We start from the raw sequence: 25,025 nt of genomic DNA on the forward strand, positions 1-25,025 counted from the left end.
GCGTGCTTCTTACATTTTCATGGATGCTTTTGCTTTTTCGATTTGCTTCTTAACCTGAGAAAATCCGGTGCCGCCTGCACTCTTCCTTCTTTCTACTGCATTATACGGATTCAATGCATGATAAATATCTTCCTCGAATAGAGGGTTCATGTCTTTATATACCTCTAACGGCAGGTCCGCAAGATAACAGCTTTTTTCTATGCAATTCAGCACAAGCTTCCCGACGATTTCATGAGCTTTCCTGAATGGAACACCTTTGGCCGCCAGATAATCAGCTAGCTCCGTGGCATTGGAGAAGTCACTTTTCACAGAACCTTCCATATTCTCTTTTTGGACCTTCATGGTACTGATCATCCCAGCGAAGATTTTCAGGGAGCCTCTAACCGTTTTGACTGTATCGAACATTCCTTCTTTATCTTCCTGCATATCCTTGTTATACGCTAACGGCAAGCCTTTCAACACCGTCAAAAGCCCCATCAGGCTGCCGTAGACCCGGCCTGTTTTTCCGCGAATCAATTCAGCCATATCCGGATTTTTTTTCTGGGGCATGATGCTGCTTCCTGTCGTAAATGCATCTGAGAGCTCGATGAACTGGAACTCCTGGCTGGTCCAGAGAATAATTTCCTCACACAATCTTGAAAGATGCATCATCATTATAGAACTGTCTGACAGGAATTCAAGAATGAAATCACGGTCACTGACAGCATCAAGACTGTTTTCATAAATACCGTCGAATCCCAGCATTTCAGCCGTCATCTGGCGGTCGATTGGAAAAGTAGTGCCTGCAAGCGCTCCGGCACCCAGTGGTGATAGATTGATTCTTTTCATGCTGTCAATAAATCGCTGTTTGTCTCTGTCCAGCATCCAAAAATAAGCCATTAAATGATGCGCAAACGATATTGGCTGTGCCCGTTGCAGGTGGGTATAACCAGGCATCAGGGTTTCAATATTTTGCTCAGCCTGTAAGAGGAGGGCTTTTTGAAAATTAGTGATCAGCCCAATAATATCCGCTACCTGCTCCTTAAGATATAAATGCATATCTGTGGCAACCTGGTCATTCCTGCTTCTTGCAGTATGAAGCTTCCCGCCAGTCGAACCAATCAGTTCAGTCAGGTGATGCTCAAGATTGAGATGGATATCTTCTAGTTTGGCTGAATACTCCAGTTCACCTATTTCTGCCTGCTGCTCGAGTTTTTTCAAACCTTGAACGATTTCATTGGCTTCTTCTTCCGTGATGATTCCACAGGCGGCCAGCATCTTAGCATGGGCGACACTGCCCTCAATATCCTGCTTCGCCAATTCCTGGTCAAAGCCAATTGAAGCACCGAACTCATCTACCCATTCTTCTGCAGATCCGGTAAATCTGCCGCCCCATAGTTTTTTCACACTGTCACCTTCTTGCCCTGGACCATGCTGTGGACAACTGTCGGCAGTCCCCAGAGGTTAATGAAACCAACAGCAGCATTGTGGTCAAATTCATCGTCAGCAGTATATGTTGCCAGTTTCTCATTGTATAAAGAGTACGGAGACTTTCTGCCCTCAATGATTGCATGGCCCTTGAATAACTTTACGCGGACCGTTCCAGTGACATGCTTCTGTGTTGATTTAAGGAAAGCAGCCAGTGCTTCCTGAAGCGGCGAAAACCAAAGGCCTTCATAAATCAATTCTGTCATTTTTTTCTCGATAACCGGCTTGAAATGGGCCACTTCTTTTACAAGCGTAATGTCTTCCAATTCCTTATGCGCCTTTATTAAGGTCATCGCTGCAGGTGCTTCATATACCTCACGTGACTTGATGCCTACAAGGCGGTTTTCCACATGGTCGATTCTTCCGACACCATGCTTGCCAGCGATACTGTTGAGTTCAAGGATTAATTCCGATAGTGGATATACTTTACCATCAATTGCGGTAGGAACTCCCTCAACAAATTCAATCTCAATGATATCAGGTGTGTCAGGTGTGTCTTCCAATTCCGCAGTCAATTCATATGCTTCCACTGGAGGTGCCTGCCAAGGATCCTCTAGGATGCCACATTCATTGCTTCGTCCCCAAAGATTCTGGTCAATTGAGAATGGGCTGTCAAGATTGATTGGAATAGGAATGCCATTGGTCGCAGCATAGGCAATCTCCTCTTCACGTGACCATTTCCACTCACGTACTGGAGCGATGACTTTAAGTTCGGGATTCAAGGCCTTAATGGATACCTCGAAGCGAACCTGGTCATTCCCTTTACCTGTGCATCCATGCGCTACCGCCACAGCTCCTTCCATCTCAGCGATTTCTACTAGTTTCTTAGAAATAAGCGGACGTGACAGTGCTGAAACAAGCGGGTATTTCCCTTCGTATAAAGCATGTGCCTGGAGGGCAAAGAGTGCATATTCAGTGGCAAACTCTTCTTTTACATCCAATACGTATGATTGGACTGCCCCTACCTTTAAAGCTTTTTCTTTAATGAAATCAAGATCCTTTCCTTCCCCGACATCAAGGCAGCATGCAATTACCGCATATCCTTGGTCCTTCAGCCATTTAATCGCAACAGATGTATCAAGGCCGCCCGAGTAGGCAAGCACAACTTTGTTTTGAGTCATTTTATTTAGCTCCTTTTTCTTTTCGGATATTTATACATACAAATAAATTTTTATTCATGTTTATAAAATTAACAGGTTTTGAAGCATATTTCAAGGCTAAATTTTAATTTCGCAAAAAACTTCTGAGTGACTAGTATAGATGAGGATATAAAAGTATAGTAGAATGTAAGCATGTTTACCGGAATGGGGGCTTATCAGAAATGGACCAATATTTTCTTTTTAACAGCCGACTGGGCATTCCCCTGCCTGATCTTAAGAATAACTGGGAAGAATTTGACCTGGATACACAGCACGCCATCCTGCTGCATTGGGAGAAAATTCGCGGAAGCATTCCAGACCGGATTGCCGAGCTCGAAAAAACAATTAACCATAAACAAGCCGAGCTTTCAAATGAGGGCAACTTTATCCGTTCCTGTGAATTGAACAGCGAAATCGCCGAGCTAGCCTCCATCATAAACGACCTTTGGCTCTGGTACCGTACACATCAGGATATTACATCGGAGAAGATGCATCGATAACAAATTCATAAAAAAAATAGCCTGGAGCTCCAGGCTATTTTTTGTCTAGCTGCTTTCCGTGTTTTTTCCTTCTGACAATATTTATTGCGTTAATGAGGAAAATAACACCAAGCATCCTGATCAATCCGTTTCCAAGAGGGCTCAATACATTGATAGACGAACCAATCAAAATACTTCCGATTAGGGCAAATATTAAGGCTTCGACGATTTTCATGACAATTGTTTTCCCATTATGATATAAGCTTCCCCAGCCTCATTAGGATAAAAAGGCTTCTTGACGACATTCCAGCCCAGGGTTTCATATAAACCACGGGCGGAGTCGTTATCAAGTTGCGTTGTTAATACCGCAGTCTTATGTACCGCTCCTTCAAGCAAGCGATATACCAGCTGTTTTGCAAGTCCTTGATTCCTGAATGCAGGATGCACCCCCAATTCAACGAACTCAAAACAATCAGCTAACCAAATTTGATATTCTTCCTGATTCAGCGCTTGGGATAGCAATCCATGATAATACTGACCAGGTTGAGAAGAGTAACCATATGAATAACCCGCTACTTCCCCCTGGTCGGAAATTGCCACAATCCCTCTGTAGCCTTCATATCCCGAATGCCTCACAATTCGCTCCCTAATGGAATCTCCCTCTTGGTTCCATACTTGTTGATATAAATCCGCTACTTGGTTTAAAAACTCTTTATTTTCATCAATTTCTCTAAAATCAAACATGCTAGTCTCCCCCATGTTAATCAGGCTAACTCATTCTCGCTTAGTAAAAATGGATAAGGCGAGCAGTCTCATAATAGCTCCCCCACTTTAGTCCGCTTTTCTTATTTTTTCTTGAAAGATCTTCAAAACTTTTCCTGCGTCCCTTTAACAACTGTCTTTTCTGGCTTTTTCTTGACAGATTTTCCTCGGTTCCCTTCCATCCTGTCTTGATTCTGGCTTTTTCTTGACAGCTTTTCCTGTGCCCCTTTCAAACCAGTATTTATTCTTGTTATCCCCTCAAAGCAGTCCGAACTTGACCTTACTTCTGACAACTTTCTGTGTTTTCCCCTTAAACCTGTCTGAATTTGATCTTACTTCTGACAGCTTTTCTGCTTCTCCCCACTAAACCTGTGCAAAGTTCATCATACTTCTGACAGCTTTTCTGCTTTTACCACTAAAGCTGTCCAAAGTTCGCCTTACTTCTGACAGCTTTTCCGGTTCTCCCACTAAAGCTGTCCAAACTTCCCCTTACTTCTGACAGCTTTTGGTGCTTGCCCCTCAAACCTGTCCGAACTTGAGATTACTTCTGACAGCTTTTTCGCTTTTACCACTAAAGCTGTCCAAAGTTCATCTTACTTCTGACAGCTTTTCCGGTTCTCCCACTAAAGCTGTCCAAACTTCCCCTTACTTCTGACAGCTTTTCTTGTTCTCACTCTAAACCTGTCCAAAGTTCATCTTACTTCTGACAGCTTTCCCGGTTCTCCCACTAAAGCTGTCCAAACTTCGCCTTACTTCTGACAGCTTTCCCGGTTCTCCCACTAAAGCTGTCCAAACTTCCCCTTACTTCTGACAGCTTTTGGTGCTTGCCCCTCAAACCTGTCCGAACTTGATCTTACTTCTGACAGCTTTTCTGCTTTTACCACTAAAGCTGTCCAAAGTTCATCTTACTTCTGACAGCTTTCCGGTTCTCCCACTAAAACTGTCCAAACTTCCCCTTACTTCTGACAGCTTTTCCGGTTCTCCCACTAAAGCTGTCCAAACTTCGCCTTACTTCTGACAGCTTTTCCGGTTCTCCCACTAAAGCTGTCCAAACTTCCCCTTACTTCTGACAGCTTTTCTTGTTCTCACTCTAAACCTGTCCAAAGTTCATCTTACTTCTGACAGCTTTCCCGGTTCTCCCACTAAAGCTGTCCAAACTTCGGGTCCAAACTTGACCCTGTTGCTGACACCTTTCGCAATGTTCTTTCTAACTTGTCCAAATTCATCCATAAGTTCTTCTATAAATTTTTCCGAATTCCTTTTCAGCCATAAAAAAGGATGAAATCCTAAAGATTTCATCCCGGGTGCTTATTATAAATCCTTTGTCAGTTCTCTCACCACATGTCCAATTTCGGGCAGGATGAGTTTTTCCATGGCCAGGCGTACTGCTCCTGTCGATCCAGGTGTCGAGAAGACGCCACGGTCGTTCACGACTCCGGCGGCGGCTCTTGATAGTAACGCAGCTGAGCCAATATCCTCTTGATAGCTCAACATTCGAAAAATCTCGCCGAATCCAGGAATTTCTTTTTCAAAGATGCTCTGGACTGTCTCGATTGTGACATCGCGTTTCGCAATTCCTGTACCGCCGTTTGTCAGAATCACGTCAATATCCGGGTTTGCAGAGCCTTTTAGGACTTCAGACTTGATTGGTTCTGCTTCGTCTTTGACAATGACGTAATCAACGATCTTATGGCCAGCTGATTCAAGCATCTCGATCATCAGTTTACCGCTTTTATCAGTGTCGGTTGTCCTTGTATCGCTTACGGTTATGACTTTGCAGCGCACCTGGCTTGGTGCAGCCTGCTTGTGTTCTTGTGTGCTCATTTTGCTACAATGCCCCTTTTTCTTTGAAATATCTCATTTGATAGAATTTGTGGGCAAAATCGGTGACTCTTCTAGTTAATTGATAGTTTGCCCCGGCGCCAATTGCCATCGAAATGATTGGCTTGCCCTGGATATGTTTTTTGCGGAACATCAAAATAGCCATTCCTTTAAAGAGTTGCTTGATCGGCTGTTCCAGCCATGTAACATCTGTAAGGTCGTCATTGCCTTCATAAAAATAGAAGTCTTCTGCCTGTTCCAGATCATTCTTCAGTTCTTCCCAACCGGCACTTTGCATTCTTGAAGGCATTGTTGCGGTATGGAATACCTTTAGAGCGACCGACATCTCAAAGGGTGTGTTCACCTCGAAACCATACGTCATTGCAACGAGCTGGACAATACGCAGGTTGATGACTGCCATTGCCGGCATGTCTGCTCCGAGCACGAGTTTTCCGCCGCTGCCGGACATTCCGCCTTGAACAAAGGAATAAAGCCTATGACGGGCGATGTGCTGCTTGGCAATAAACTCAAGCTGTTCAATAGGAAGATCCCTTAAATCCTGGATTGTTTCCAGTTCCGGTTTAAAAACACGTCCTGCCGAAAGAATCCGGTCCTTTGCATCCATCTGTAATTGCGAACCCTGTATCAATGAATGAAGATGGAAAAGCCAGCTGTCGAATAAATTGAAAAATCGCTCCTGTACCTCAAGTGGCAATAGCGAAAAAGAGCGTTCAAGATACCGGTCATAAGCAAGTTCAAAATCATTCGGCTCATAATCGTACAGACTGTTTTCCCAGGAATTTAATTCATCCAGCACCTTTTGTTCCCGTTGAGTCAAAGGCATCGAAAACCCTCCACTAGTGTGAATTTTCTTCCAGTATAGCACAAATTTTGACTCAACATAAAAAGGCAGGAGCACTCTGGCTCCTGCCTGAAATTATACTATCTCGCCAAACGCACAACATCACGTGCGATCATAACTTCTTCATCGGTTGGGATGACCATTACTTTTACTGGTGAATGAGGATAGCTGATGAATGCTTCTTCCCCGCGCACTTTGTTCAATGCTGGATCCCAGTAGATTCCCATGAATTCTAGTCCCTGCAATACGCGAGCACGGATTGCAGAACTATTTTCACCAATACCAGCCGTGAAGATAATGGCGTCAACACCGCACATACGGGCTGCGTATGATCCAATGTATTTATGGATTCTGTCACCGAACACCTTAAGTGCAAGCTCGGCACGCCCATTTCCTTTTTCAGCTTCCTCTTCGATATCGCGCAGGTCGCTTGAGAATCCGGATACGCCAAGCATACCACTCTCTTTATTAAGAACCTCTAAAACTTCATCTGCCGTCTTATCCGTTTTTTCCATGATGTAAGGAATCAAGGCAGGGTCAATATTCCCTGAACGAGTCCCCATTGTCACGCCTGCAAGCGGAGTAAATCCCATTGATGTATCGATGGATTTTCCGCCTTCGATTGCCGCGATACTCGCTCCATTTCCAAGGTGGCAGGAAATAAGGCGAAGGTGCTCCACAGGGCGCCCAAGCATTTCCGCAGCACGCTGGGAAACGTACTTGTGTGAAGTTCCATGGAAGCCATATTTACGGATTCCGTACTTTTTATAGTAATCGTATGGGAGACTGTATAGGAATGAGTTTTCAGGCATGGTCTGGTGGAATGCTGTATCAAAAACAGCAATCGCTGGAACATTCGGCAGCACCTGCTGGAATGCACGGATACCAGTCAAGTTGGCTGGGTTATGCAGCGGTGCCAGCTCAGAAAGCTCGTCTATTTTTTGTAAAACCTCATCGGTGATTAAAACTGAATCATTGAATTCTTCACCGCCGTGAACAACACGGTGGCCAATTCCTTCGATTTCATCTAGTGATTGAATGATACCCAGTGATGTCAGCTTATCAAGCAGGATTTTTACCGCAACCTCATGATCCGGGATGTCAGTAACCTCTTTGTTTTTCTCTCCATTTACACTGATTGTGAAGATTGAATCCTTAAGACCGATTCTCTCAACGATTCCTTTTGTGATGACTTCTTCGCTCGGCATTTCGAACAATTGGAACTTAAGTGAAGAACTGCCGGCATTGATTGCAATGATTTTAGCCATTTTGTACCGCTCCTTTTATATAACAACCTGATTTATAATCCAGTGAAATAGTACACCTTTATTGTGTGCCACAGGCCGTGATTATATCTCTCAATACCCCATTTAAACACTGTCTTTTTCACATTTCAAGCAAAGCTTTCTTAATCACGAAATGAGTTTTTATTCAGATACTTCAAAGGATTAGAAAAAAATATTATCACGGTGTATTTACCCTTTTTAACAACAAAAGAACCGGCATTGTCCGGTCCTTTAATTTATTTTACTGAACTTTTATTCTCTTTATACCATTGGTCGATTTTGCCCAATATGCGATTCACTGCCGGCCCATCTGATAATTTCGGCAGTTCGGCCAGAAGTGCTTGTTTCGGAGCCGTCACTTCCTCCCCGTTTTTCTGGAGGATGAGTATGCTCTTAGCAGCTTGCTTGTTTTTGAATAAAGAAGCCGGAAGCTGCAAAACCCCCTGGACAATCAAATGATTCTTGATGAATTCATGAAGCATTGGGGCTTGTTCGCTTTCGAAAAGTCCATTTGGAATCATGAAGAACAAATAGCCGCCTTCCTTCACGTGTTTGGTACTTTGCTCAATGAACATATGATGAGAATAAGTATGGCCTTCTTTCGCTTTCACTTCATAATCCCCAGCCCTGAGATCATTAGGATAATAACCTACGGGAAGGTCACACACAACTGCATCCGCAGGATCGACAAACAATGGTTCAAGACTGTCCTGATTGAAAAATTCAACCGGATGCTTCTGAAGATTTGCATTTACGAATGCAAGGCGGATAAGGAGATCATCAATCTCCACCCCGACCGACTCAATTTCTTTATTATTCTGCTGGTTCAGAACCGTTGCGAGGAGGTTCCCAGTTCCAACTGCCGGATCAAGCAGCCTGAATGAATTCTTATCCACAAATTTGTTGACAAGATACCCAATGAACATGCCTACAGAATCTGGTGTCATTTGATGATTTGGCTGAACATGCTCCTTCATGCCTTTCAGAATTGCCAGTTGGAAGCCTTTACGGATTTCCTCTTTGCTGAAAGAATCCAGGTTGATGTCCTTGTATACTTTTTCAAGTCTCTTGTTCGCCAATTGATTTAATTCATCCTGGAGCACCGTGCCCTGGAAAATATTTTCCCCAGTTTCAGCCAGCGCTTCCAAATATGTACAAGAAAGTTCTTCTTTTAAAATGTCTGCCGTAGTGTTAAATGCGGTAAATAATTGTTCGACCGGAGTCATACTCAATTTACTTCCTCCTGATTTGAATAGATATTTATCTATTTTAGCCGTGTTTTGTGTTGTGTACAAGGTATATGGCTGGAACCAGCAAGCCCTGAAGCGTGACCATGAAAAGTTAGTTTCTGTCTGGCGCTTGTTCAATCGTGCAAGCTTCTCGTTTTGTTAGGTAGAGCTTTTTTATCGAACACTTTTCTCCATCCCTGGCTTACGTTTGTCCGTTAGAGACCTTCTATCGGACACTTTTCTCCATCCCTGGCTTACGTTTGTCCGTTAGAGACCTTCTATCGGACACTTTTCATCCTCCCTGGCTTACGTTTGTCCGTTAAAGACCTTCTATCGGACACTTTTCTCCATCCCTGGCTTCCGTTTGTCCGTTAGAGACCTTCTATCGGACACTTTTCTCCATCCCTGGCTTCCGTTTGTCCGTTAAAGACCTTCTATCGGACACTTTTCTCCATCCCTGGCTTACGTTTGTCCGTTAGAGACCTTCTATCGGACACTTTTCTCCATCCCTGGCTTACGTTTGTCCGTTAGAGACCTTCTATCGGACACTTTTCTCCATCCCTCGGCTTCGGTTTGTCCGTTAAAGACTTTCTATCGGACACTTTTCTCCTCCCTGGCTTACGTTTGTCCGTTAGAGACCTTCTATCGGACACTTTTCTCCATCCCTGGCTTACGTTTGTCCGTTAGAGACCTTCTATCGGACACTTTTCTTCATCCCTTGGCTTCGGTTTGTCCGTTAGAGACCTTCTATCGGACACTTTTCTCCATCCCTCGGCTTCGGTTTGTCCGTTAGAGACCTTCTATCGGACACTTTTCTCCATCCCTGGCTTACGTTTGTCCGTTAGAGACCTTCTATCAATGATCCCCAGCCTTCTCCCTCCATGCTTAAAATAGCAAAACAAGCCGCAGTTTTTACTCTGCGGCTTGTTCCATGTTGTCTTTTTTTACTTAGCTTGTTTTGCAGCTTCTACTGCTGCTTCGTAGTTCGGGTGGTCTGTAGCTTCGCTAACATATTCCACGTAAGTTACTTTGTCGTTTGAGTCGACAACGAAAACTGCGCGGGCCAGGAGGCGAAGTTCCTTAATTGCCACTCCATAAGCTTCACCGAATGAAAGGTCGCGGTGGTCTGATAGAGTCTGGACGTTTTCGATTCCAGCTGCTCCGCACCAGCGCTTTTGCGCGAATGGAAGGTCAACGCTGATAGTCAGGATTTTAACGTTATCAAGGTTTGATGCTTCTTCATTGAAACGGCGTGTCTGCGCATCACAAACACCTGTGTCTAGTGAAGGTACTACACTGATGAGTCGAACCTGTCCTTTTGAATCCTGCAAAGTAACTTCAGAAAGATCGTTTGCAAGCACTTTGAAATCAGGTGCCTGGTCCCCTACCTTTACTTCATTTCCTGGTAATGTAACTGGGTTCCCCTTAAATGTAACAGATGCCATACCTGCTCATCCTCCTTGTCCATTTTATGTACAGTGTTAATATATCTTTTAAAGAATTTTTTTGCAATTATTTAAAATTAAAAGGTTGAAATCTCTTGTCTGGCATATCCCCTGACATAAGGAAGCTGCCTCTTCACCATGAAAAGGCAGCATCGTCCTAAAAATCAAGATCGTTTTTCGGCCCGTTATAGTCATTTTGGCTCTGGTTCTTGTTTTGGCTGCCTTCCTGACTTCCCTGATCTTTCTTTGACATCATCTGCTGGATCTTTTCCACTGCTTGTGGTGCCAGGTCAAGAATTTTCTCGTAAAGATGGGTGCTCTCGTCGAGATGGAGCATCTTGACTCCTCTTGAACTTACAATCAGGAAAGCGATTGGAGTGATGGATACACCGCCGCCGCTACCACCGCCAAATGGGTGCTGCGGACCACCTGACTGTCCTCCTGAGCCACCAGACCCGCCTGATCCTCCCTTTGAACTTTCCAAAACGAATTCACTTCCGCCTGCTGCAAATCCGAAACCCACCTTTGAAACTGTCAGGATTACGCTTCCATCCGGTGTTTCAACAGGGTCCCCAATGATTGTGTTGACATCAATCATTTCTTTCAAGCTTTCCATGGCAGTTGTCATTAGTCCTTGAATTGGATGGTCGGACATTCCTGTTTCCTCCTTATTTTATACAGAATTAGTATTGTCACCAGAAAGTGCGGACAATTGCTTTGATTTGAATTCTGGCCAGCCGCCTTTCCAATATTTAACCAGCTTTATTCCTGCTAAAATAGCATGCCCGACTCTGACTTGAATCATACATTTAAAACTAGTAATTGAAATGGTTTGCTGGAAGTTTGGCGTAATCGACATTACAGGCATCTCTTTCAGTTTCATATAATGACTCAGAATACCGATGACACCGCCTTTAGCTGCCCAAAATGCACCGGTAATCACACCAGTAGCTGCCGCATCGCCAACACCAACCATCGTATGCCATTCTATATTTCTCAACGTTACTTTTTTCAAAAAACCCCGGACAATCTTATGGAAGCCAGCGATGTGGCTAAGGATCTGCCTGACATCATGGATGCTGTTAAGCACGTCATTTTTTCCGACCTGTGAGGTTTTTTGCTGATTCTTATTTTGATCAGGTCCTGCCTGGATTTTTTCTTCTGCAATGATTGTCGGAGAATTATCATCAATTTTTACTACAGGCACTTCAATCTTGTACTTAATTAAACCGCCCCATGCTTTAATAGTTAATTTAAAGTGGTCATTATCATTGCCGTGGAAATAATCAAGAAATATCTTAACTCTAGTAAAAAGGATTATAATCGCCAGCACTGTTAGAAGCAGTATGACAAGCAGCACCCATTTCATCATTCTCCACAACCTTTCAGCCTATTATTATCAACAAAAAGGCAAAAAAATAAACCTGCCGCGGCAGGTTCATTTTAGCGTGGTTCATATATGACGGTTGTATCGGCGAACAGGTCATGCAATCCCTGTTTTCTTTTGGTAAAAGCAACAACAACATACAAGACAAAAATAGTGGCTGATATGAAACGTCCGATCCACTCGCGGAAAAGGACAGTCCCCCATGTAAGCGTTTTTCCGTCGAGCTCCACTACTTTTAGTCCAAACACCATTTTTCCAAGCGTTTGGCCAAGGAATTTTGTCATTAGCACAAAATATAAATAGAAGACGACTGCCGTGGCAATGGCCATCGGCGAAAAGATTCCATCCTCCGCCAGAGGTATATCCAACGCACGGAATATGGGGTTGATGATCATCCTGTTAATGCTCCCGATTACAATCAAATCAAGCAAATAGGCCCAGAATCTCGTCCAGAAACCCGCATATTGACCAGCAAACAATTGATTTTCTTCAGGTGCGGTACCATTTCGATGACTCTCTGTCATGGAATAATCTGATTGAGGCGTCACTTTTTCCGCATCTGTATAGTATGAACGTCCATCAGCGGTTGAAATGCTGTCCAGTTCCGGATGGCTCGAATTTGAACGATCAACATCAGTTGAGATGCTGTGGATTTCATTTTCCTTTGAATTTTCAACATCCCTTGATATGTGCAGTTCATTTTGATTTGAACGATCAACTTCCCTTGAAATATTGTATATTTCACTTTCGTTTGAACGATCAGCGTCAGGAGGGGTGTTTTTAAGTTCCCCTTGATCAGGTTCAGGCGAACCATTAGTTTGGTCATTATCAAATTCTTTGGATTTCATTTTTTGTCCCCCTTATTCTGCGTATAAATACATTAGACGCGGAGAATTAGGCTGGGACAATAGCTTCATCAAGCCTGCCATTTCTGCGTCTTTCCCCATGAGTTTCTGCGCTCCCATGCTGAAAAATGAGCCAAAGCCCATGCTTTCAGTGTACTTTACCACAGTAGCATCACCGAGTTTTTCATCCTTCCTTACCTTTTCAATAACATCTTCTAGATAGCCGAATCCATCAATCAAATTCAGCTGCTTGGCTTGACGTCCATCATAAATGCGGCCATCCGCGATTTTCTTGACCTGCTCGACGGACATGCCTCGTCCTTCAGAAATGACTTTGACAAACCCTTCATAAGAGTTGTCGATCATGGACTGGAGGATCTTACGTTCTTCCTCTGTCATTGGTCTAGTCGGGCTCATGATATCCTTATATGGCCCACTCTTGATGGTCGTGAATTCTACACCGTACTTTTCGGCAAGTCCGGCATAATTCATCCCTTGCATGATGACGCCCAGGGAGCCAGTCAGCGTTTCCGGACTTGCAAAGATTTTATCGGCAGGCGCAGAGACATAATACCCGCCAGATGCGGCCATCGATCCCATAGAAACATAAATCGGCTTCTTCGTATCTTTCTGGATTTCCTTGATTTTGTCATGGATTTCTGCACTTTCCACAACGCCTCCGCCCGGAGAGTTCACCTGAAGGATGATCGCTTTGACATCATCTGATTCTTTTACATAATCGAGCTGATCCATGAAAGCCTGATGATTGTATAGCGGGCTTTCAAAGAATGATTGCGCATCCCCTGTATCCTGGATTACCCCATTGATGGACAATACCGCAATTTTGCTAAGCATGTCACCTTCTTCTATTATTTCTTCCGCAAACATTTCTTCTGACACTGCAAACATATCATCGAACGCATTTTCTGCGTCACTGAATGCGAATGTTGAAAGAAGATTAATTACAGTTGAAGCAATGAATAAACCGACGGCTATCCCTAAAGCCGCCCACCTTTTGCCATTCATATTAAATCCCCCTTGTAAATTGCTTGTACTTTCAAAGCCTTGTTAAAAAATGATACACTAATGTCAATACGTTATATATTAACAAAAGTTTTCAAAAGTGGGTAAAAGTATGGAAAAAATATATAAATTTTGGAGGAATCAGCCATGCCAGACCGCCGGAATATTTATTTTCACCATAAACCAGACACAACCATGCTGGAAAAAGTCGAGCCTCTTTATGAACTTGCCCGCAGATACGAATTCAATATCGTCACTGACTACAAAATAGCCAATATCATTGTGAGCATTGGAGACGATAGTACCTTCCTGCAGGCTGTCAGAAAAACTGGGTTCCGCGATGATTGCCTGTATGCCGGCATTTCAATCACTGGATCCCTCAATATGTATTGTGATTTCCATCTTGAAGATACGGATAAAATGATCGAAGCCATTACAAATTCGCAAATCGAAGTTAGGCGCTATCCGACCATTGAAGTGACAATTGACGGAGAAACCACATTTGAATGCCTGAATGAGTTCAGCGTACGCTCCGCCATCATTAAGGCTTTCGTGATGGACGTATTCATTGATGACAAACATTTTGAAACGTTCCGAGGGGATGGCATGATTGTTGCAACCCCAACAGGAAGCACTGCTTATAACAAGTCAGTGAATGGAGCTGTCGTCGACCCGCTTCTGCCATGTATGCAGGTAAGTGAGCTGGCTTCGGTCAATAACAACCATTATCGAACTCTTGGATCATCCTTCATCCTGAGCGGTGACCGTAAGCTTACCTTCAAGGTTGCCCAGGACGGCAACGATTATCCGATCATGGGAATGGATAACGAAGCACTGAGCATCCAGCATGTGGAAAAATTCGACGTTAAATTGAGCAATAAAATCATCAAAACTGTCAAACTCAAGGACAATTCTTTCTGGGAAAAAGTCAAGAGGACGTTTTTATAAGTTTGATCTTGTAAATTCTATTACTACTTTTTCAATAAAGAATACAAAATCAATAAAAATAAAAGGAGCTGCGGAAATTCCGCAGCTCTTTCTCTGTTTACATATGCATACTTTTTTCTTTTTTCAACTTGATGGTCAATGCTGAAGCCAGCTTTGTCCTTGATAATGAATACAGGATCAAGGCAGACCAGATGAAAGTAAAGGCAAGCAGGTGGACAGTTGAAAACGTTTCGTGATAGACGAAAACTCCAAGCATCAAAGTCAGTGTCGGTGCGATATATTGCAGGATTCCAAGCGTAGCGAGTGGAATTCTCTGCGCTCCCTTTGCGAAAAACAGCAAAGGCACTGCTGTCGCTGCTCCCGCACCCGCCAGCAGCAGCGTAGTAGTCCACGAACCAGAGAACAGAGAATTGGTACCCTGGAAGATGAGATAGCCAATATAGATGGCTGCGAGCGGCATAACGACTAATGTTTCAAGCGCAAGGCCGACAGCCGAGTCTACCTTGATCAATTTCTTCGCGAGCCCGTAAAGACCAAATGAAACGGCCAGTGATAAAGCAATCCATGGAAATTGTCCATAAGAAGTGGCCATGATCAGCACACCGATTGCGGCAAGAAGAAATGACATGTACTGAAGCAGTGTGAGTCTTTCCTTCAGGAAAATCATTCCTAATAGGACACTGACGAGTGGATTGATATAATAACCCAGACTTGCTTCGATCATTTGATCAGTATTGACTGCCCATATATAGATGAACCAGTTAATGCTGATCAGCATCGAAGCTATGAACAGGGCCGCCAGCTGTTTTTTGTTCTGTGCCAGCCCGCGGAAAGTCTTTGTAAAAAGGCCCCACTTTTTGTTAACAATAAGTATGAACGCAACGAAGAAAAACGACCAAAATACCCGGTTTGCAAGGATTTCATCTGCACTTACATGCTGCAGCAGCTTCCAATAAACCGGAAGAATTCCCCATATTATATAAGAAAAAGCTGCGTATAAGACGCCAGCCTGTTGTTCGGTTCTGTTATTCATCCGAACTGCCCCCTAATCTTTCTAGACTCGAAATAATATCAATTATAAGGGGGAAGATACAGACTGACAACCATTTTTTTCAACCAATAACAGACAATAAACGCAGTCACCCTTATCAGTTGATTATGGGTTACGCGGCTTTAATTTAAAGTTATAGCCAAAAGTTTCTTCCGGAGACGAAATTTTATAGCCGAGTCCTTGTTTGAAATCCAACAAAATTTTACCTGGAAGAGACTCCAATGATATTTTTGGAACGAAGAAGTTAATTCCGTTTTCAGATATGACCTCATCCTCAGCTTGCTTTTCTTCTATTTGCAGCTGTATATCTGTGGCAATAGAACATGTGCCTACGAACTCTGCCAGTATTCTTATTCCTTCTCCATTTTCAAATTGAATTTTGCTTAACTCATTCATTGCAGCTTCTTTAATTTCGATTTTCACTTTAGCACACCCTTTCATATTAAAAATATACCCAAGTTTTGAATGGTCACGCATTTCCTCCTAAGAGTGTTGATTTTTTCAGGCAACAAAAAACGCAGACCGTTCGGCCTGCGTTTTTTTGTATTCTCTTATTATTTCGCGCCTTCTAATTCTTTCTTTCGCAGTTCAATGCGGCGGATTTTGCCTGAAGTTGTTTTTGGCAGTTCTTCAAGGAACTCAATTTTCCTAGGATACTTATATGGAGCGGTTAACTCCTTGACGTGCTGCTGCAGGTCTGCAACTAAATTCTCTTGGTCAGGGGTGACACCATCACGCAGGACAACGAAAGCCTTGACGATATGTCCGCGGATTTCATCTGGTGAAGCGACAACAGCGCATTCTTTAACGAATGGATGTTTCACTAGTGCGTCCTCCACTTCGAAAGGTCCAATTGTATAACCCGAACTGATGATGATATCATCGCCCCGGCCCTCAAACCAGAAATAGCCCTCTTCATCCTTGCTTGCCTTATCCCCTGTTACATAGTAATCACCGCGGAACTGCATCGCTGTACGCTCGGGGTCTTTGTAATAGTTCTTGAATAATGCAGGTGTCTCAATATGGACGGCAATATCGCCAACTTCGCCCGGAGCGCATGGTTCCCCGTTCTCATTAATGATTTCAACACGGTTTCCAGGTGTAGGCTTGCCCATCGATCCAGGCCTTAATTCCATGCCCTTCGTTACACCGACAAGCAAGGTGTTCTCAGTCTGGCCGTATCCGTCGCGTACATTGACATTGAAGTGCTTCCTGAATGTATCGATGACTTCACGGTTCAACGGCTCCCCGGCGGATACCGCGCTATGAAGGCCAGGTAAACTATAATCACCGATGTTTTCTACTTTAGCCATCAATCGATACTCTGTCGGAGTGCAGCAAAGAACATTTACATTATAGTTTTGCAATAATGACAAGTATTTTTGCGGTTCGAATTTACCATGATAAACAAGGCCTGTAGCACCTGTTCCCATAACCGATAAGAACGGACTCCAAATCCACTTTTGCCAGCCTGGTCCTGCTGTAGCCCAGACAGTGTCCCCATCCTGTATGCCAAGCCAATTTGTGGCCGCTGTGCGCAGGTGTGCATATGCCCATCCATGTGTATGGACAACACCTTTTGGATTGCCGGTTGTTCCGGAAGTATAGCTTAAGAAAGCCATATCATCACGATCCGTGTCGGCCAGCGCGAGGTCTTCTGAGGCCGCTTCCATTTCTTTATCAAGATTAATCCAGCCTTCTTTTTCTGCACCGATGACGAATTTAGGCAGATTTTTAACTTCTTCGATATCAGTAAATTCCTCTGTAAAAGGAGCATAGCTGATGATTGCCTTTACATCTCCATGGTTAATTCTGTATTGAAAGTCTTTTGTTCTTAACAATTCCGAGCTTGGAATGACGACCAGGCCCATTTTTAATGAAGCAATATAAACCTGGTATGCTTCAATAAGCCTCGGTACGACAACAAGGACTACATCCCCCTTGGCTAATCCATTTTCCAAGAAAACGTTTCCAATTTTATTAGCATTTTTAAGTAGTTCCTGATATGTAATTTCTTTTGTGATGCCCTCTTCATTTTCCCAGAGAATCGCTTTTCTCACTGGATCCTGGGCGAAACGCTCCATTTCAGATACAAGATTATACTTTTGCGGTGCAATTAACTGCTCCCTATTCATACCTATTCCCCCTAATCAAAATTTTAAGGCCTGTCTGACAGGATGGTCAGACAAGCTTCTTATCCCCACTTTCTATTATACAAAATTATTTAAAAATTAAAAATTATATGACAAAGTTATTTTAAAATAATTCACTCCCACACAAAAAGAGCAGGGCATCTGCCCTGCTCCTTGTAGCCATATTATTCTTTTTTTAATTAGCGAGAGAATCCGCCACCAAGTTGTTGTTCAGCCATTTGAACCAAACGCTTAGTGATCTCTCCTCCTACAGAACCGTTAGCGCGAGAAGTAGTTTCTGCACCAAGGTTTACACCAAATTCAGTAGCGATTTCGTACTTCATTTGGTCAAGAGCTTGTTGTACTCCAGGAACTAGAAGTTGGTTTGAGTTGTTGTTGTTTGCCATGTGTTTCACCTCCTTGTGAGTATAGAGTGTGTAAAAACACATGGCTTAATTCAAAACTTTAATTGGTAATTGTTCACATATTTTTAACAATCTAGAATAAATCATCCATCGCTTCATCTGCCCTTTCAGAGGCCGGCTTGACGATGATGCGCTCTGTTCCTTCCACAGCCCTCTGAATCATTTCCTCAAAGTCGAAATAGCTTTCAAAGTTTTGGACTTTATCCAGCTTTGGCTTTGTTTTCGGCGACGAAGGGACAAAGACCGTGCAGCAATCTTCGAAGGGACGGATTGATATATCATGGGTATCGATGTCATGTGCGATATCCATGATTTGCAGCTTGTCCATTGTAATTAATGGCCGGATGATTGGCGTATTAGTGACTTCATTGATAGCATACATACTCTCAAGCGTCTGGCTCGCAACCTGCCCAAGACTTTCTCCGGTAATGATGGCTAGAGCGCCCTGCTTTTCCCTGATTACATCCGTTATACGAAGCATGAGTCTTCTTGTTGTTGTCATTGTATAGTTTTCCGGGATTTGTTTGTGTATAGCCTGCTGGATTTCAGTGAATGGCACAATATGAAGTACGAAATGCCCGTTTACTTCAGCAAGCTTTTCAGAAAGGTCGATTACCTTCTGCTTGGCACGCTCGCTTGTAAAAGGAGGGCTAAAAAAGTGGACGCCCTCTACTTCAAGTCCTCTTTTCATCGTCAGGTAGCCTGCAACAGGGCTGTCAATGCCGCCGGAAAGCATTAGCATTCCTTTACCTCCGGAGGCCGCTGGAAGCCCTCCTGCCCCCTTGATGATCTCAGCTGAAAGGTAGGCAGCTTCCTTCCTGATTTCAATTTGAAGGTTAATATCAGGGTTCCTGACATCGACTTTCAGCCCTTCCACATTCCTCAGTATATGTCCGCCGAATTCTGAATTGATTTCATTTGTATCCAACTCAAAAGTCTTGTCGGACCGTTTGGCTGTTATCTTAAACGTCTGTCCCGGTTTGTAGATGTTTCTGAAAAGCTCAAGTGCAGCATCCTTCATTTTTTCCAGGTCTTTCTCAACTTTAACTGCAGGACTGAAGGACTGGATCCCAAATATCTCCTTCAGCTTTTTTCCTATTTCAGCGCTGTCCTCACCGTTTAGAAGGATGAACATCCTGTCACGTTCCGCTTTAATGGCTGCATTTGGATAATCACTCAATGCTCTTTTGATATTTTTTCTCAGGCGGTCAATGAATTTATTTCTGTTTCTTCCCTTAGTCGATATTTCTCCATATCGAACCAATATGCGGTCATACATCATTTTTTTACAACCTCGCTTAAATGTTTTACAGTTTCGGCAATCGCCTTTGCCGTTATTTCTGCCTCTTCTAGTGTGTTGCTGTAGGTCAGGCTTACCCTGATCGCGCTTTCTGCTTCAGCGGCGGGAACTCCCATTTCCAGCAGCGTCTTGCTGGCTGCCTTTTTCTTTGATGAACACGCGCTTGTGGTCGATACATAAATATTTTTTTCTTCCAGTGCATGAACAAATGTTTCCGCCTTCAGTCCCTTTATGGAAAAATTCAGGATGTGGGGAGCACTGTTTACTTTCGGAGTGTGAATAGTGATTTCCTGGATTTGGCTAAGTTCATCCCTTAATCTTTCCATTGCCGACTCCATTTGATTCAGCTTTTCTTCTCTCTGTTCAAGTGTCATCCTTAGCGCCTTTGCCATGGCTACCATCCCTGCCACGTTTTCAGTTCCGCTGCGCTGCTTCCATTCCTGATTGCCGCCGGATAATAACGGAGACAGCCTGACACCTTCTTTAATAAACAAAGCTCCTGTCCCTTTCAGCCCATGAAATTTATGGCCGGAAATCGTTGATAAATGGACTCCTGCCTCGTAAAAGTCCAAAGGTACCTTGCCAATTCCCTGGACGAAATCAACATGAAAAAAAGCCTTTGGATACTTTTTCAGCTTCAGCCCAATCTCCTTGACTGGCTGTATGGTGCCTACTTCATTATTAACATGAATGACAGACACTAGGATCGTATCATCACGCAATTCTTTCTCGATTGATTCTGGACTGACAAAGCCGTTTTTATCCGGTTTGATATATGTTATTTCATATCCGAGCGATTCGAGCTGTACCATCGCGTTATGAACGGATGCGTGTTCTATGCTGGTGGTAATAATATGCCTGCCTCTTTCACGGTGAGCCATTGCAATTCCCTTTATTGCGAGATTATTGCTTTCTGTTCCTCCGGAGGTAAACAGTATTTCTGCTTCTTTAACCTTCAGCAGCCTGGCCACCTGGGAACGAGCCTGCTGAAGCAGCTTTTCTGCCTGGCCGCCGATTTTATGAAGAGAGGATGGATTCCCAAAGTACTCTTCAGATACCTTTACAAATGATTCCAATACTGGTTTATAAGGCTTAGTCGTTGCACTGTTGTCTAAATAAATCATCGGTAACCCCCTTGTCCAAAACCTTTTTAAAGGCCTTTTCGTACACTTTGCTATCTCAGCCAAAATAAAAACCGGCTTCCTCGGTTTTAAAAAAATATCTAAATTATAACTGGAAAAGATTCATGAACAATGATGAAGCATCCTTTTGCTAACTAAAAATCATATCATAATAATTTTCGAATGAGAAATGTTGCAAAATTAAAAATCCAATCCCTCGAATGAATCATTCGCAAAAAAACAGGCCTCCAAGCGGAGACCATGTTTCATCACTGTTTTACGGACAGCATATTCTCAATCTTCTTCAATGCGCCAGGTTCCACTTCCTCTATGGAAGTAGCTGCCTGTTCAAGTGCCTCACGGTAATCGTAATTCCTGAAATACTCTTCAGCTTCCCGCAATCCCCTCGCCACAGAAGGATATCGGCTGCGGTATCTGTTACCATATTGGATGACACGCTCAGCGAGCATGACGGTCTCGACGATTTCCTCTGTCGAAGCTTCAAGCTTTTCTACTGTCAGCACGGCAATTTCGAGATATTGCTGGACAGCAGGAATATCCAGTGGCTTTTGCTCAAGCTTTTCATTAACTTGTTTGATGCTTTCATTCGCGTCTTCCAGCAGGTATTTATATTCCTGTGACAGGCCAGGCATATTGCTCTTGGAAACGGTTCGGATCAGTTCGGAAATCTGTTTCGAGAGTCCTCTCACTTTCTCCCTTGCCGCCATTTCGTCCTTCCTAAGAGCGCTAAGTTTTTCCATCAATTCTTTTTGCTCTTCGACAAGCTTATCAAGCTGCAGTTTTGCTTCTTCAAGCTCCACTTTGATCAGGCTTTGTGCTGTATCGTTTTCCGTGATTCTGTGGTCAATCAGCTCGAAGCGCTTAAGCAGACCCCTGAGCTGCTGTTCCACATGTGTTTGCGCAGATAGCTCTTTATCCGTTAAATGATAGCTCTCCTGGATATGCTTTGTTTCTTCCTTCAGTGTCTTGCTTTCAGTTATTGCTTTTACGAGGATTTCTTTCGCAACATGCTCTGTATTTGTAATATATTGTTTTGCCAGTACTTCCTCTTCCAGAAGGTCAAATAATTTATCCAGCCGCTCCTTCAAACCCTGGATGCCCTGATCAGCGGTCTCTACATCGCCCTTCTCAAGCGAAGCAAGATGCTCACTCAATTCTTTGCTGATTTCTTCAATCTCGCTGTCAGCGTTCAAGTGGTTCAGAACATATCCCTGTTCCGTCATCTCTCTGACACCATCCTTAAGATCGCCGACCTGGGCTGGGATGGCCGACTGGCAATCATGCAGAAGTGCTGGAATGGATTCCATTTTCGCTGAAACCTGTTCAAGCAATGCCTGGATGGACAGCACCGTCTCCCTTGCTTCAAGGTAATTTCCATTCTCAGTCTTCTCATCAAACTCGATGAATTTGGCCTGAATTTGTTCCAGCATTGCTTCGAGGCTGGCCTCCGCGCTTCCATAGCTGTGGCGGTGAGTGAGAAGGTTCTTTTTACTTTCTCTGTAATGCTCCTTCAGCCCATCGATTTCCTCGCGGTTTTTTTCTTCACTTCCGACAAGCTCATTCAATTCCCCGAGAATTTTTTTGATTTTCTCCTCGGTTTCTGTAAGCTTACGGTCAATAACGGCAAGAGATTCCTTCGCCTTGCTGAATCTGTACTTATCGATATACTCTTCTGCATCAAACAGATAATCCTCAATGCCGGGCAGCTTGGATGTTACAAGCTCATCCCACTCCTGGCGCCAGCGTTCGAAAAGCTCTTCTGTCTGCCCAGTCATGTTAAGCTGTTTTACCTTGGACATTTCATCCAGTACAGGCCGGTTCATGATATCGATTTTCCATGATTCATAGCGGTCGACCTCACTGTAGTATTTTCTTTTCATAAAATATCCGATCAAAAAAACAATTATAAGTATAGCAATTCCGCCAATTATGTACTCCATTATTATCCCCCTGGCCTCACATATTCCAAGTCCTGAATTCTTCTATATAAAATCTCTTGATAAATGCGTGTATAATGTAATTATATTACCATGTTAACGACAATTTTTGACTATTAAATTCATATTTTTTGTTGAAATTGTCCGAATTAGGCAGAATTAACTTGAATTAATGCCAAAGATTATACTTCAGGAGGTGTATTCTTATGAAAGATGGACATGTCCACACAGCTTTTTGCCCACATGGATCAAACGACACAATGGATGATTATCTCCAAAGGGCCCTCCAGCTTGGCTACACTGAAATCACGTTTGCGGAGCATGCACCATTGCCGGAAAGTTTTATCGACCCAACGCCATTAAAAGACAGCGCAATGAGATTTGATGATTTAAATGCTTATTTTGAAACAATTGCTGAGGCAAAAAAAAGGTATGAAGGAAAAATAAAAATCAATGCTGGATTTGAGATTGATTTTATTGAAGGATATGAGAATGCCACCATCAATTTTTTGAACAAATTCGGATCGTTTATAGATGATGCGCTCCTATCGGTCCATTTTTTGAAAAATAATGCCGGTACATATGATTGCCTGGATTACAGTCCAGATTACTTTGGGGAAATGATCAAATCATATGGTTCCGTGGAAAAAGTCCATCAGCATTACTATCAAACTGTCATGAAATCCATCCTGGCCGATTTGGGCCCTTACAAGCCAAAAAGGATCGGCCATATGACCCTGGCCAATAAATTCCGCCTTAAATACCCGATCAGTAATGAATGTACAAATGAAATCATTGAAATACTGGAAAAGGTTTCAGCACTTGGGTATGAACTTGATTATAACGGGGCCGGTACAGCGAAACCATTATGCCGTGAACCCTATCCTCCAGAATGGGTAATCAGCGAGGCCAAAAAGCGCCATATCAGGCTTGTATACGGATCCGATGCACATCAGGCAAAGGAGCTCGGGCAGGGATTGGAATTTATGACAATAAAAAAATAAGGAAACCGGCCTGCATACCGGTTTCCTATATGTTAATCAACATTTTTTGATGGGATTGCTGCTCATGACAGAGGGCTCCTTTGATCCACTGTGAAATTTCAAGACTGTATTTGTCCGCAAAGTATTTTTCATGCGGCTGGACATGAAGGACCTCTGTAACATAATGTGTATTCAAGTAAGGCATCTGCAGCAAGCCTTTCAGCTGCAGGATACTATACTGGATTGAATGTTTTTTGAATTCTCCGTTCTCGATTCCGCTTTCAAGCACCCTTTTAAGCATATAGCGTTCTTTTACATGGTAGGTCGACATAATTTCCCTGACAACCTGAGAGTCTATCGTCATTTCTCTTAATATGAACCTTGTCAATTGGATATTTTCACTCTGGTACCTTAACACATTGCCAACCATTGCATTCAGACAGACCTCGGCACCATATTCAAGAAACGAATAACCTTTTTCCAACTCTTTTATATAGTTTTCGAAAAAGGCAGTAAAGCAATTTTCGAGGAGTCCTTTTTTATTCTGGAAGTAGTATGAGATATTCGCTGCATTTACGTCTGCCCTTGCTGCAATATCCCTCACTGATGTTCCATTGAACCCCTTCGTATTGAATAAGTAGATGGCCGCATCAATAATTGCAGCTTTTGAATTTTTTCTCATTTCTCCGCCCCTCACTTTCCTCGAATCACTCTATAGTTAACCTTTCTGGGAATCCTGCAAAATTCCTTTATAAAAAGCTCGACAAAGTCTCCATTGTTTCGCCGATTTTTGATACAATATAGAGTAAAACTTCATGAATGAGGGGGAATAACGATGTTTAACGTCGAAACATACAGCGACAGCCGCGAAAAAAATTACGATTTGGTCATTAAACAGCTTAAGGCACTGATAGAGGATGAAAAGAATGCCATTGCAAATCTGAGTAATGCTTCTGCTCTATTGAACCAGTTCCTCGACCGCGTCAACTGGGTCGGTTTTTACTTGATGGAGGATGGAGAACTTGTCCTCGGACCATTCCAGGGACTTCCTGCATGTGTAAGAATCCCGCTCGGAAAAGGAGTCTGCGGGACTTCAGCTTCTAAAAAAGAAACAGTACGGGTCGAAGATGTCCATGCGTTCCCTGGTCACATCGCCTGTGATGCCGCTTCTCAATCCGAGATTGTCATACCAATCATCAAAGATGGAAACTTGATCGGCGTCCTTGATATTGACTCTCCGGAAAAAAATCGTTTTGATGAATTGGACCAGCAGAAGCTGGAGGAATTCGTTGAAGTACTGGTGCAGTATATTTAATAGAGAGCATAGTGAAACCCTCCCGGTTATGGCCGGGAGGTTTTTTT

25 protein-coding genes are annotated in these 25,025 nt (G+C 43.3%); 4 read left to right on the forward strand and 21 right to left on the reverse strand.

Annotated elements, in window-relative coordinates; genetic code table 11:
* Positions 1-9: 9 nt before the first annotated feature.
* Together argH and B5X77_RS22070 are read right to left on the reverse strand one after the other, a co-directional pair.
* Entirely contained in the window at positions 10-1,386 is a 1,377-nt protein-coding gene (gene argH, locus B5X77_RS22065; RefSeq protein WP_079510046.1) for an argininosuccinate lyase, read from the reverse strand.
* A complete protein-coding gene (locus tag B5X77_RS22070; RefSeq protein WP_079510047.1) occupies positions 1,383-2,588 on the reverse strand; it encodes an argininosuccinate synthase in 1,206 nt (401 codons plus the stop codon). The genes argH and B5X77_RS22070 overlap by 4 nt, the downstream gene beginning before the upstream one ends.
* A gap of 200 nt (positions 2,589-2,788) precedes the next feature.
* Between B5X77_RS22070 and B5X77_RS22075 the strand changes: the two genes are divergently transcribed.
* Positions 2,789-3,106 (forward strand): hypothetical protein, encoded by a 318-nt coding sequence (locus tag B5X77_RS22075; RefSeq protein WP_079510048.1) that lies wholly within the window; start codon positions 2,789-2,791, stop codon positions 3,104-3,106.
* A gap of 34 nt (positions 3,107-3,140) precedes the next feature.
* Here the strand turns inward: B5X77_RS22075 and B5X77_RS22080 are convergent, their stop codons facing one another.
* From B5X77_RS22080 to sppA, 11 genes are all read right to left on the reverse strand, one after another.
* Complete coding sequence (locus tag B5X77_RS22080; protein WP_079510049.1) at positions 3,141-3,320, reverse strand: hypothetical protein; 180 nt, start codon at positions 3,318-3,320, stop codon at positions 3,141-3,143.
* Complete coding sequence (locus B5X77_RS22085; protein WP_079510050.1) at positions 3,317-3,829, reverse strand: GNAT family N-acetyltransferase; 513 nt, start codon at positions 3,827-3,829, stop codon at positions 3,317-3,319. Before B5X77_RS22085 ends, B5X77_RS22080 begins: the two co-directional genes overlap by 4 nt.
* A 1,329-nt stretch (positions 3,830-5,158) precedes the next feature.
* Positions 5,159-5,671, reverse strand: a complete 513-nt coding sequence (locus B5X77_RS22100; protein WP_079510053.1) for a MogA/MoaB family molybdenum cofactor biosynthesis protein — start codon at positions 5,669-5,671, stop codon at positions 5,159-5,161.
* A gap of 4 nt (positions 5,672-5,675) precedes the next feature.
* Positions 5,676-6,512, reverse strand: coding sequence for an EcsC family protein (locus B5X77_RS22105; RefSeq protein ID WP_079510054.1), 837 nt, complete (start codon positions 6,510-6,512; stop codon positions 5,676-5,678).
* 98 nt (positions 6,513-6,610) lie between these two features.
* Positions 6,611-7,798, reverse strand: a complete 1,188-nt coding sequence (locus B5X77_RS22110) for an acetate kinase (RefSeq protein WP_079510055.1) — start codon at positions 7,796-7,798, stop codon at positions 6,611-6,613.
* 254 nt (positions 7,799-8,052) lie between these two features.
* Positions 8,053-9,048 (reverse strand): class I SAM-dependent methyltransferase, encoded by a 996-nt coding sequence (locus B5X77_RS22115; RefSeq protein ID WP_079510056.1) that lies wholly within the window; start codon positions 9,046-9,048, stop codon positions 8,053-8,055.
* 941 nt (positions 9,049-9,989) lie between these two features.
* On the reverse strand, positions 9,990-10,490 hold the full coding sequence (gene tpx, locus B5X77_RS22120; RefSeq protein ID WP_079510057.1) for a thiol peroxidase: 501 nt from the start codon (positions 10,488-10,490) through the stop codon (positions 9,990-9,992).
* A 157-nt stretch (positions 10,491-10,647) separates the two neighbouring features.
* Positions 10,648-11,145: a GerW family sporulation protein gene (gene ytfJ / locus B5X77_RS22125; protein WP_079510058.1), complete on the reverse strand. Its 498-nt coding sequence runs from the start codon at positions 11,143-11,145 to the stop codon at positions 10,648-10,650.
* A gap of 18 nt (positions 11,146-11,163) precedes the next feature.
* Positions 11,164-11,862 carry a DUF2953 domain-containing protein gene (locus B5X77_RS22130; RefSeq protein WP_257391872.1) on the reverse strand — a complete coding sequence of 233 codons (699 nt, stop codon included), beginning with the start codon at positions 11,860-11,862 and terminating at the stop codon, positions 11,164-11,166.
* Positions 11,863-11,933: 71 nt separating this feature from the next.
* The gene (locus B5X77_RS23900; protein WP_079510351.1) at positions 11,934-12,401 is read right to left on the reverse strand and encodes an RDD family protein; all 468 of its coding nucleotides are present in this window, start codon (positions 12,399-12,401) and stop codon (positions 11,934-11,936) included.
* Positions 12,402-12,737: 336 nt separating this feature from the next.
* Positions 12,738-13,748, reverse strand: coding sequence for a signal peptide peptidase SppA (sppA, locus tag B5X77_RS22140; protein WP_079510059.1), 1,011 nt, complete (start codon positions 13,746-13,748; stop codon positions 12,738-12,740).
* Between the two features lie 144 nt (positions 13,749-13,892).
* Here sppA and B5X77_RS22145 point away from each other — a divergent pair, with 144 nt between their 5' ends.
* Positions 13,893-14,693, forward strand: a complete 801-nt coding sequence (locus B5X77_RS22145; RefSeq protein WP_079510060.1) for an NAD kinase — start codon at positions 13,893-13,895, stop codon at positions 14,691-14,693.
* A 97-nt stretch (positions 14,694-14,790) separates the two neighbouring features.
* Here the strand turns inward: B5X77_RS22145 and rarD are convergent, their stop codons facing one another.
* The 7 genes from rarD to ezrA form a co-directional block, all read right to left on the reverse strand.
* Positions 14,791-15,726, reverse strand: a complete 936-nt coding sequence (rarD, locus tag B5X77_RS22150) for an EamA family transporter RarD (protein WP_079510061.1) — start codon at positions 15,724-15,726, stop codon at positions 14,791-14,793.
* A 123-nt stretch (positions 15,727-15,849) separates the two neighbouring features.
* The gene (locus tag B5X77_RS22155) at positions 15,850-16,167 is read right to left on the reverse strand and encodes an iron-sulfur cluster biosynthesis family protein (protein WP_176167401.1); all 318 of its coding nucleotides are present in this window, start codon (positions 16,165-16,167) and stop codon (positions 15,850-15,852) included.
* Between the two features lie 131 nt (positions 16,168-16,298).
* Positions 16,299-17,879 (reverse strand): acyl-CoA synthetase MbcS, encoded by a 1,581-nt coding sequence (gene mbcS / locus B5X77_RS22160; protein WP_079510063.1) that lies wholly within the window; start codon positions 17,877-17,879, stop codon positions 16,299-16,301.
* A 197-nt stretch (positions 17,880-18,076) separates the two neighbouring features.
* A complete protein-coding gene (locus tag B5X77_RS22165) occupies positions 18,077-18,283 on the reverse strand; it encodes an alpha/beta-type small acid-soluble spore protein (protein WP_079510064.1) in 207 nt (68 codons plus the stop codon).
* Positions 18,284-18,374: 91 nt separating this feature from the next.
* A complete protein-coding gene (gene thiI, locus B5X77_RS22170) occupies positions 18,375-19,583 on the reverse strand; it encodes a tRNA uracil 4-sulfurtransferase ThiI (protein WP_079510065.1) in 1,209 nt (402 codons plus the stop codon).
* Complete coding sequence (locus B5X77_RS22175) at positions 19,580-20,725, reverse strand: cysteine desulfurase family protein (RefSeq protein ID WP_079510066.1); 1,146 nt, start codon at positions 20,723-20,725, stop codon at positions 19,580-19,582. Before B5X77_RS22175 ends, thiI begins: the two co-directional genes overlap by 4 nt.
* A gap of 266 nt (positions 20,726-20,991) precedes the next feature.
* Positions 20,992-22,683, reverse strand: coding sequence for a septation ring formation regulator EzrA (gene ezrA / locus B5X77_RS22180; protein WP_079510067.1), 1,692 nt, complete (start codon positions 22,681-22,683; stop codon positions 20,992-20,994).
* Between the two features lie 203 nt (positions 22,684-22,886).
* On the opposite strand from ezrA, the gene hisJ reads away from it, so the two are divergent.
* On the forward strand, positions 22,887-23,684 hold the full coding sequence (gene hisJ / locus B5X77_RS22185) for a histidinol-phosphatase HisJ (protein WP_079510068.1): 798 nt from the start codon (positions 22,887-22,889) through the stop codon (positions 23,682-23,684).
* Between the two features lie 25 nt (positions 23,685-23,709).
* Here hisJ and refZ read toward each other — a convergent pair whose 3' ends face one another.
* Entirely contained in the window at positions 23,710-24,345 is a 636-nt protein-coding gene (refZ, locus tag B5X77_RS22190) for a forespore capture DNA-binding protein RefZ (RefSeq protein WP_079510069.1), read from the reverse strand.
* 153 nt (positions 24,346-24,498) lie between these two features.
* On the opposite strand from refZ, the gene B5X77_RS22195 reads away from it, so the two are divergent.
* Entirely contained in the window at positions 24,499-24,978 is a 480-nt protein-coding gene (locus B5X77_RS22195; protein ID WP_079510070.1) for a GAF domain-containing protein, read from the forward strand.
* The last annotated feature ends 47 nt before the right edge of the window (positions 24,979-25,025 follow it).

Source organism: Mesobacillus jeotgali (assembly GCF_900166585.1).
GTDB classification, from domain to species: Bacteria; Bacillota; Bacilli; order Bacillales; family Cytobacillaceae; genus Mesobacillus; species Mesobacillus jeotgali_A.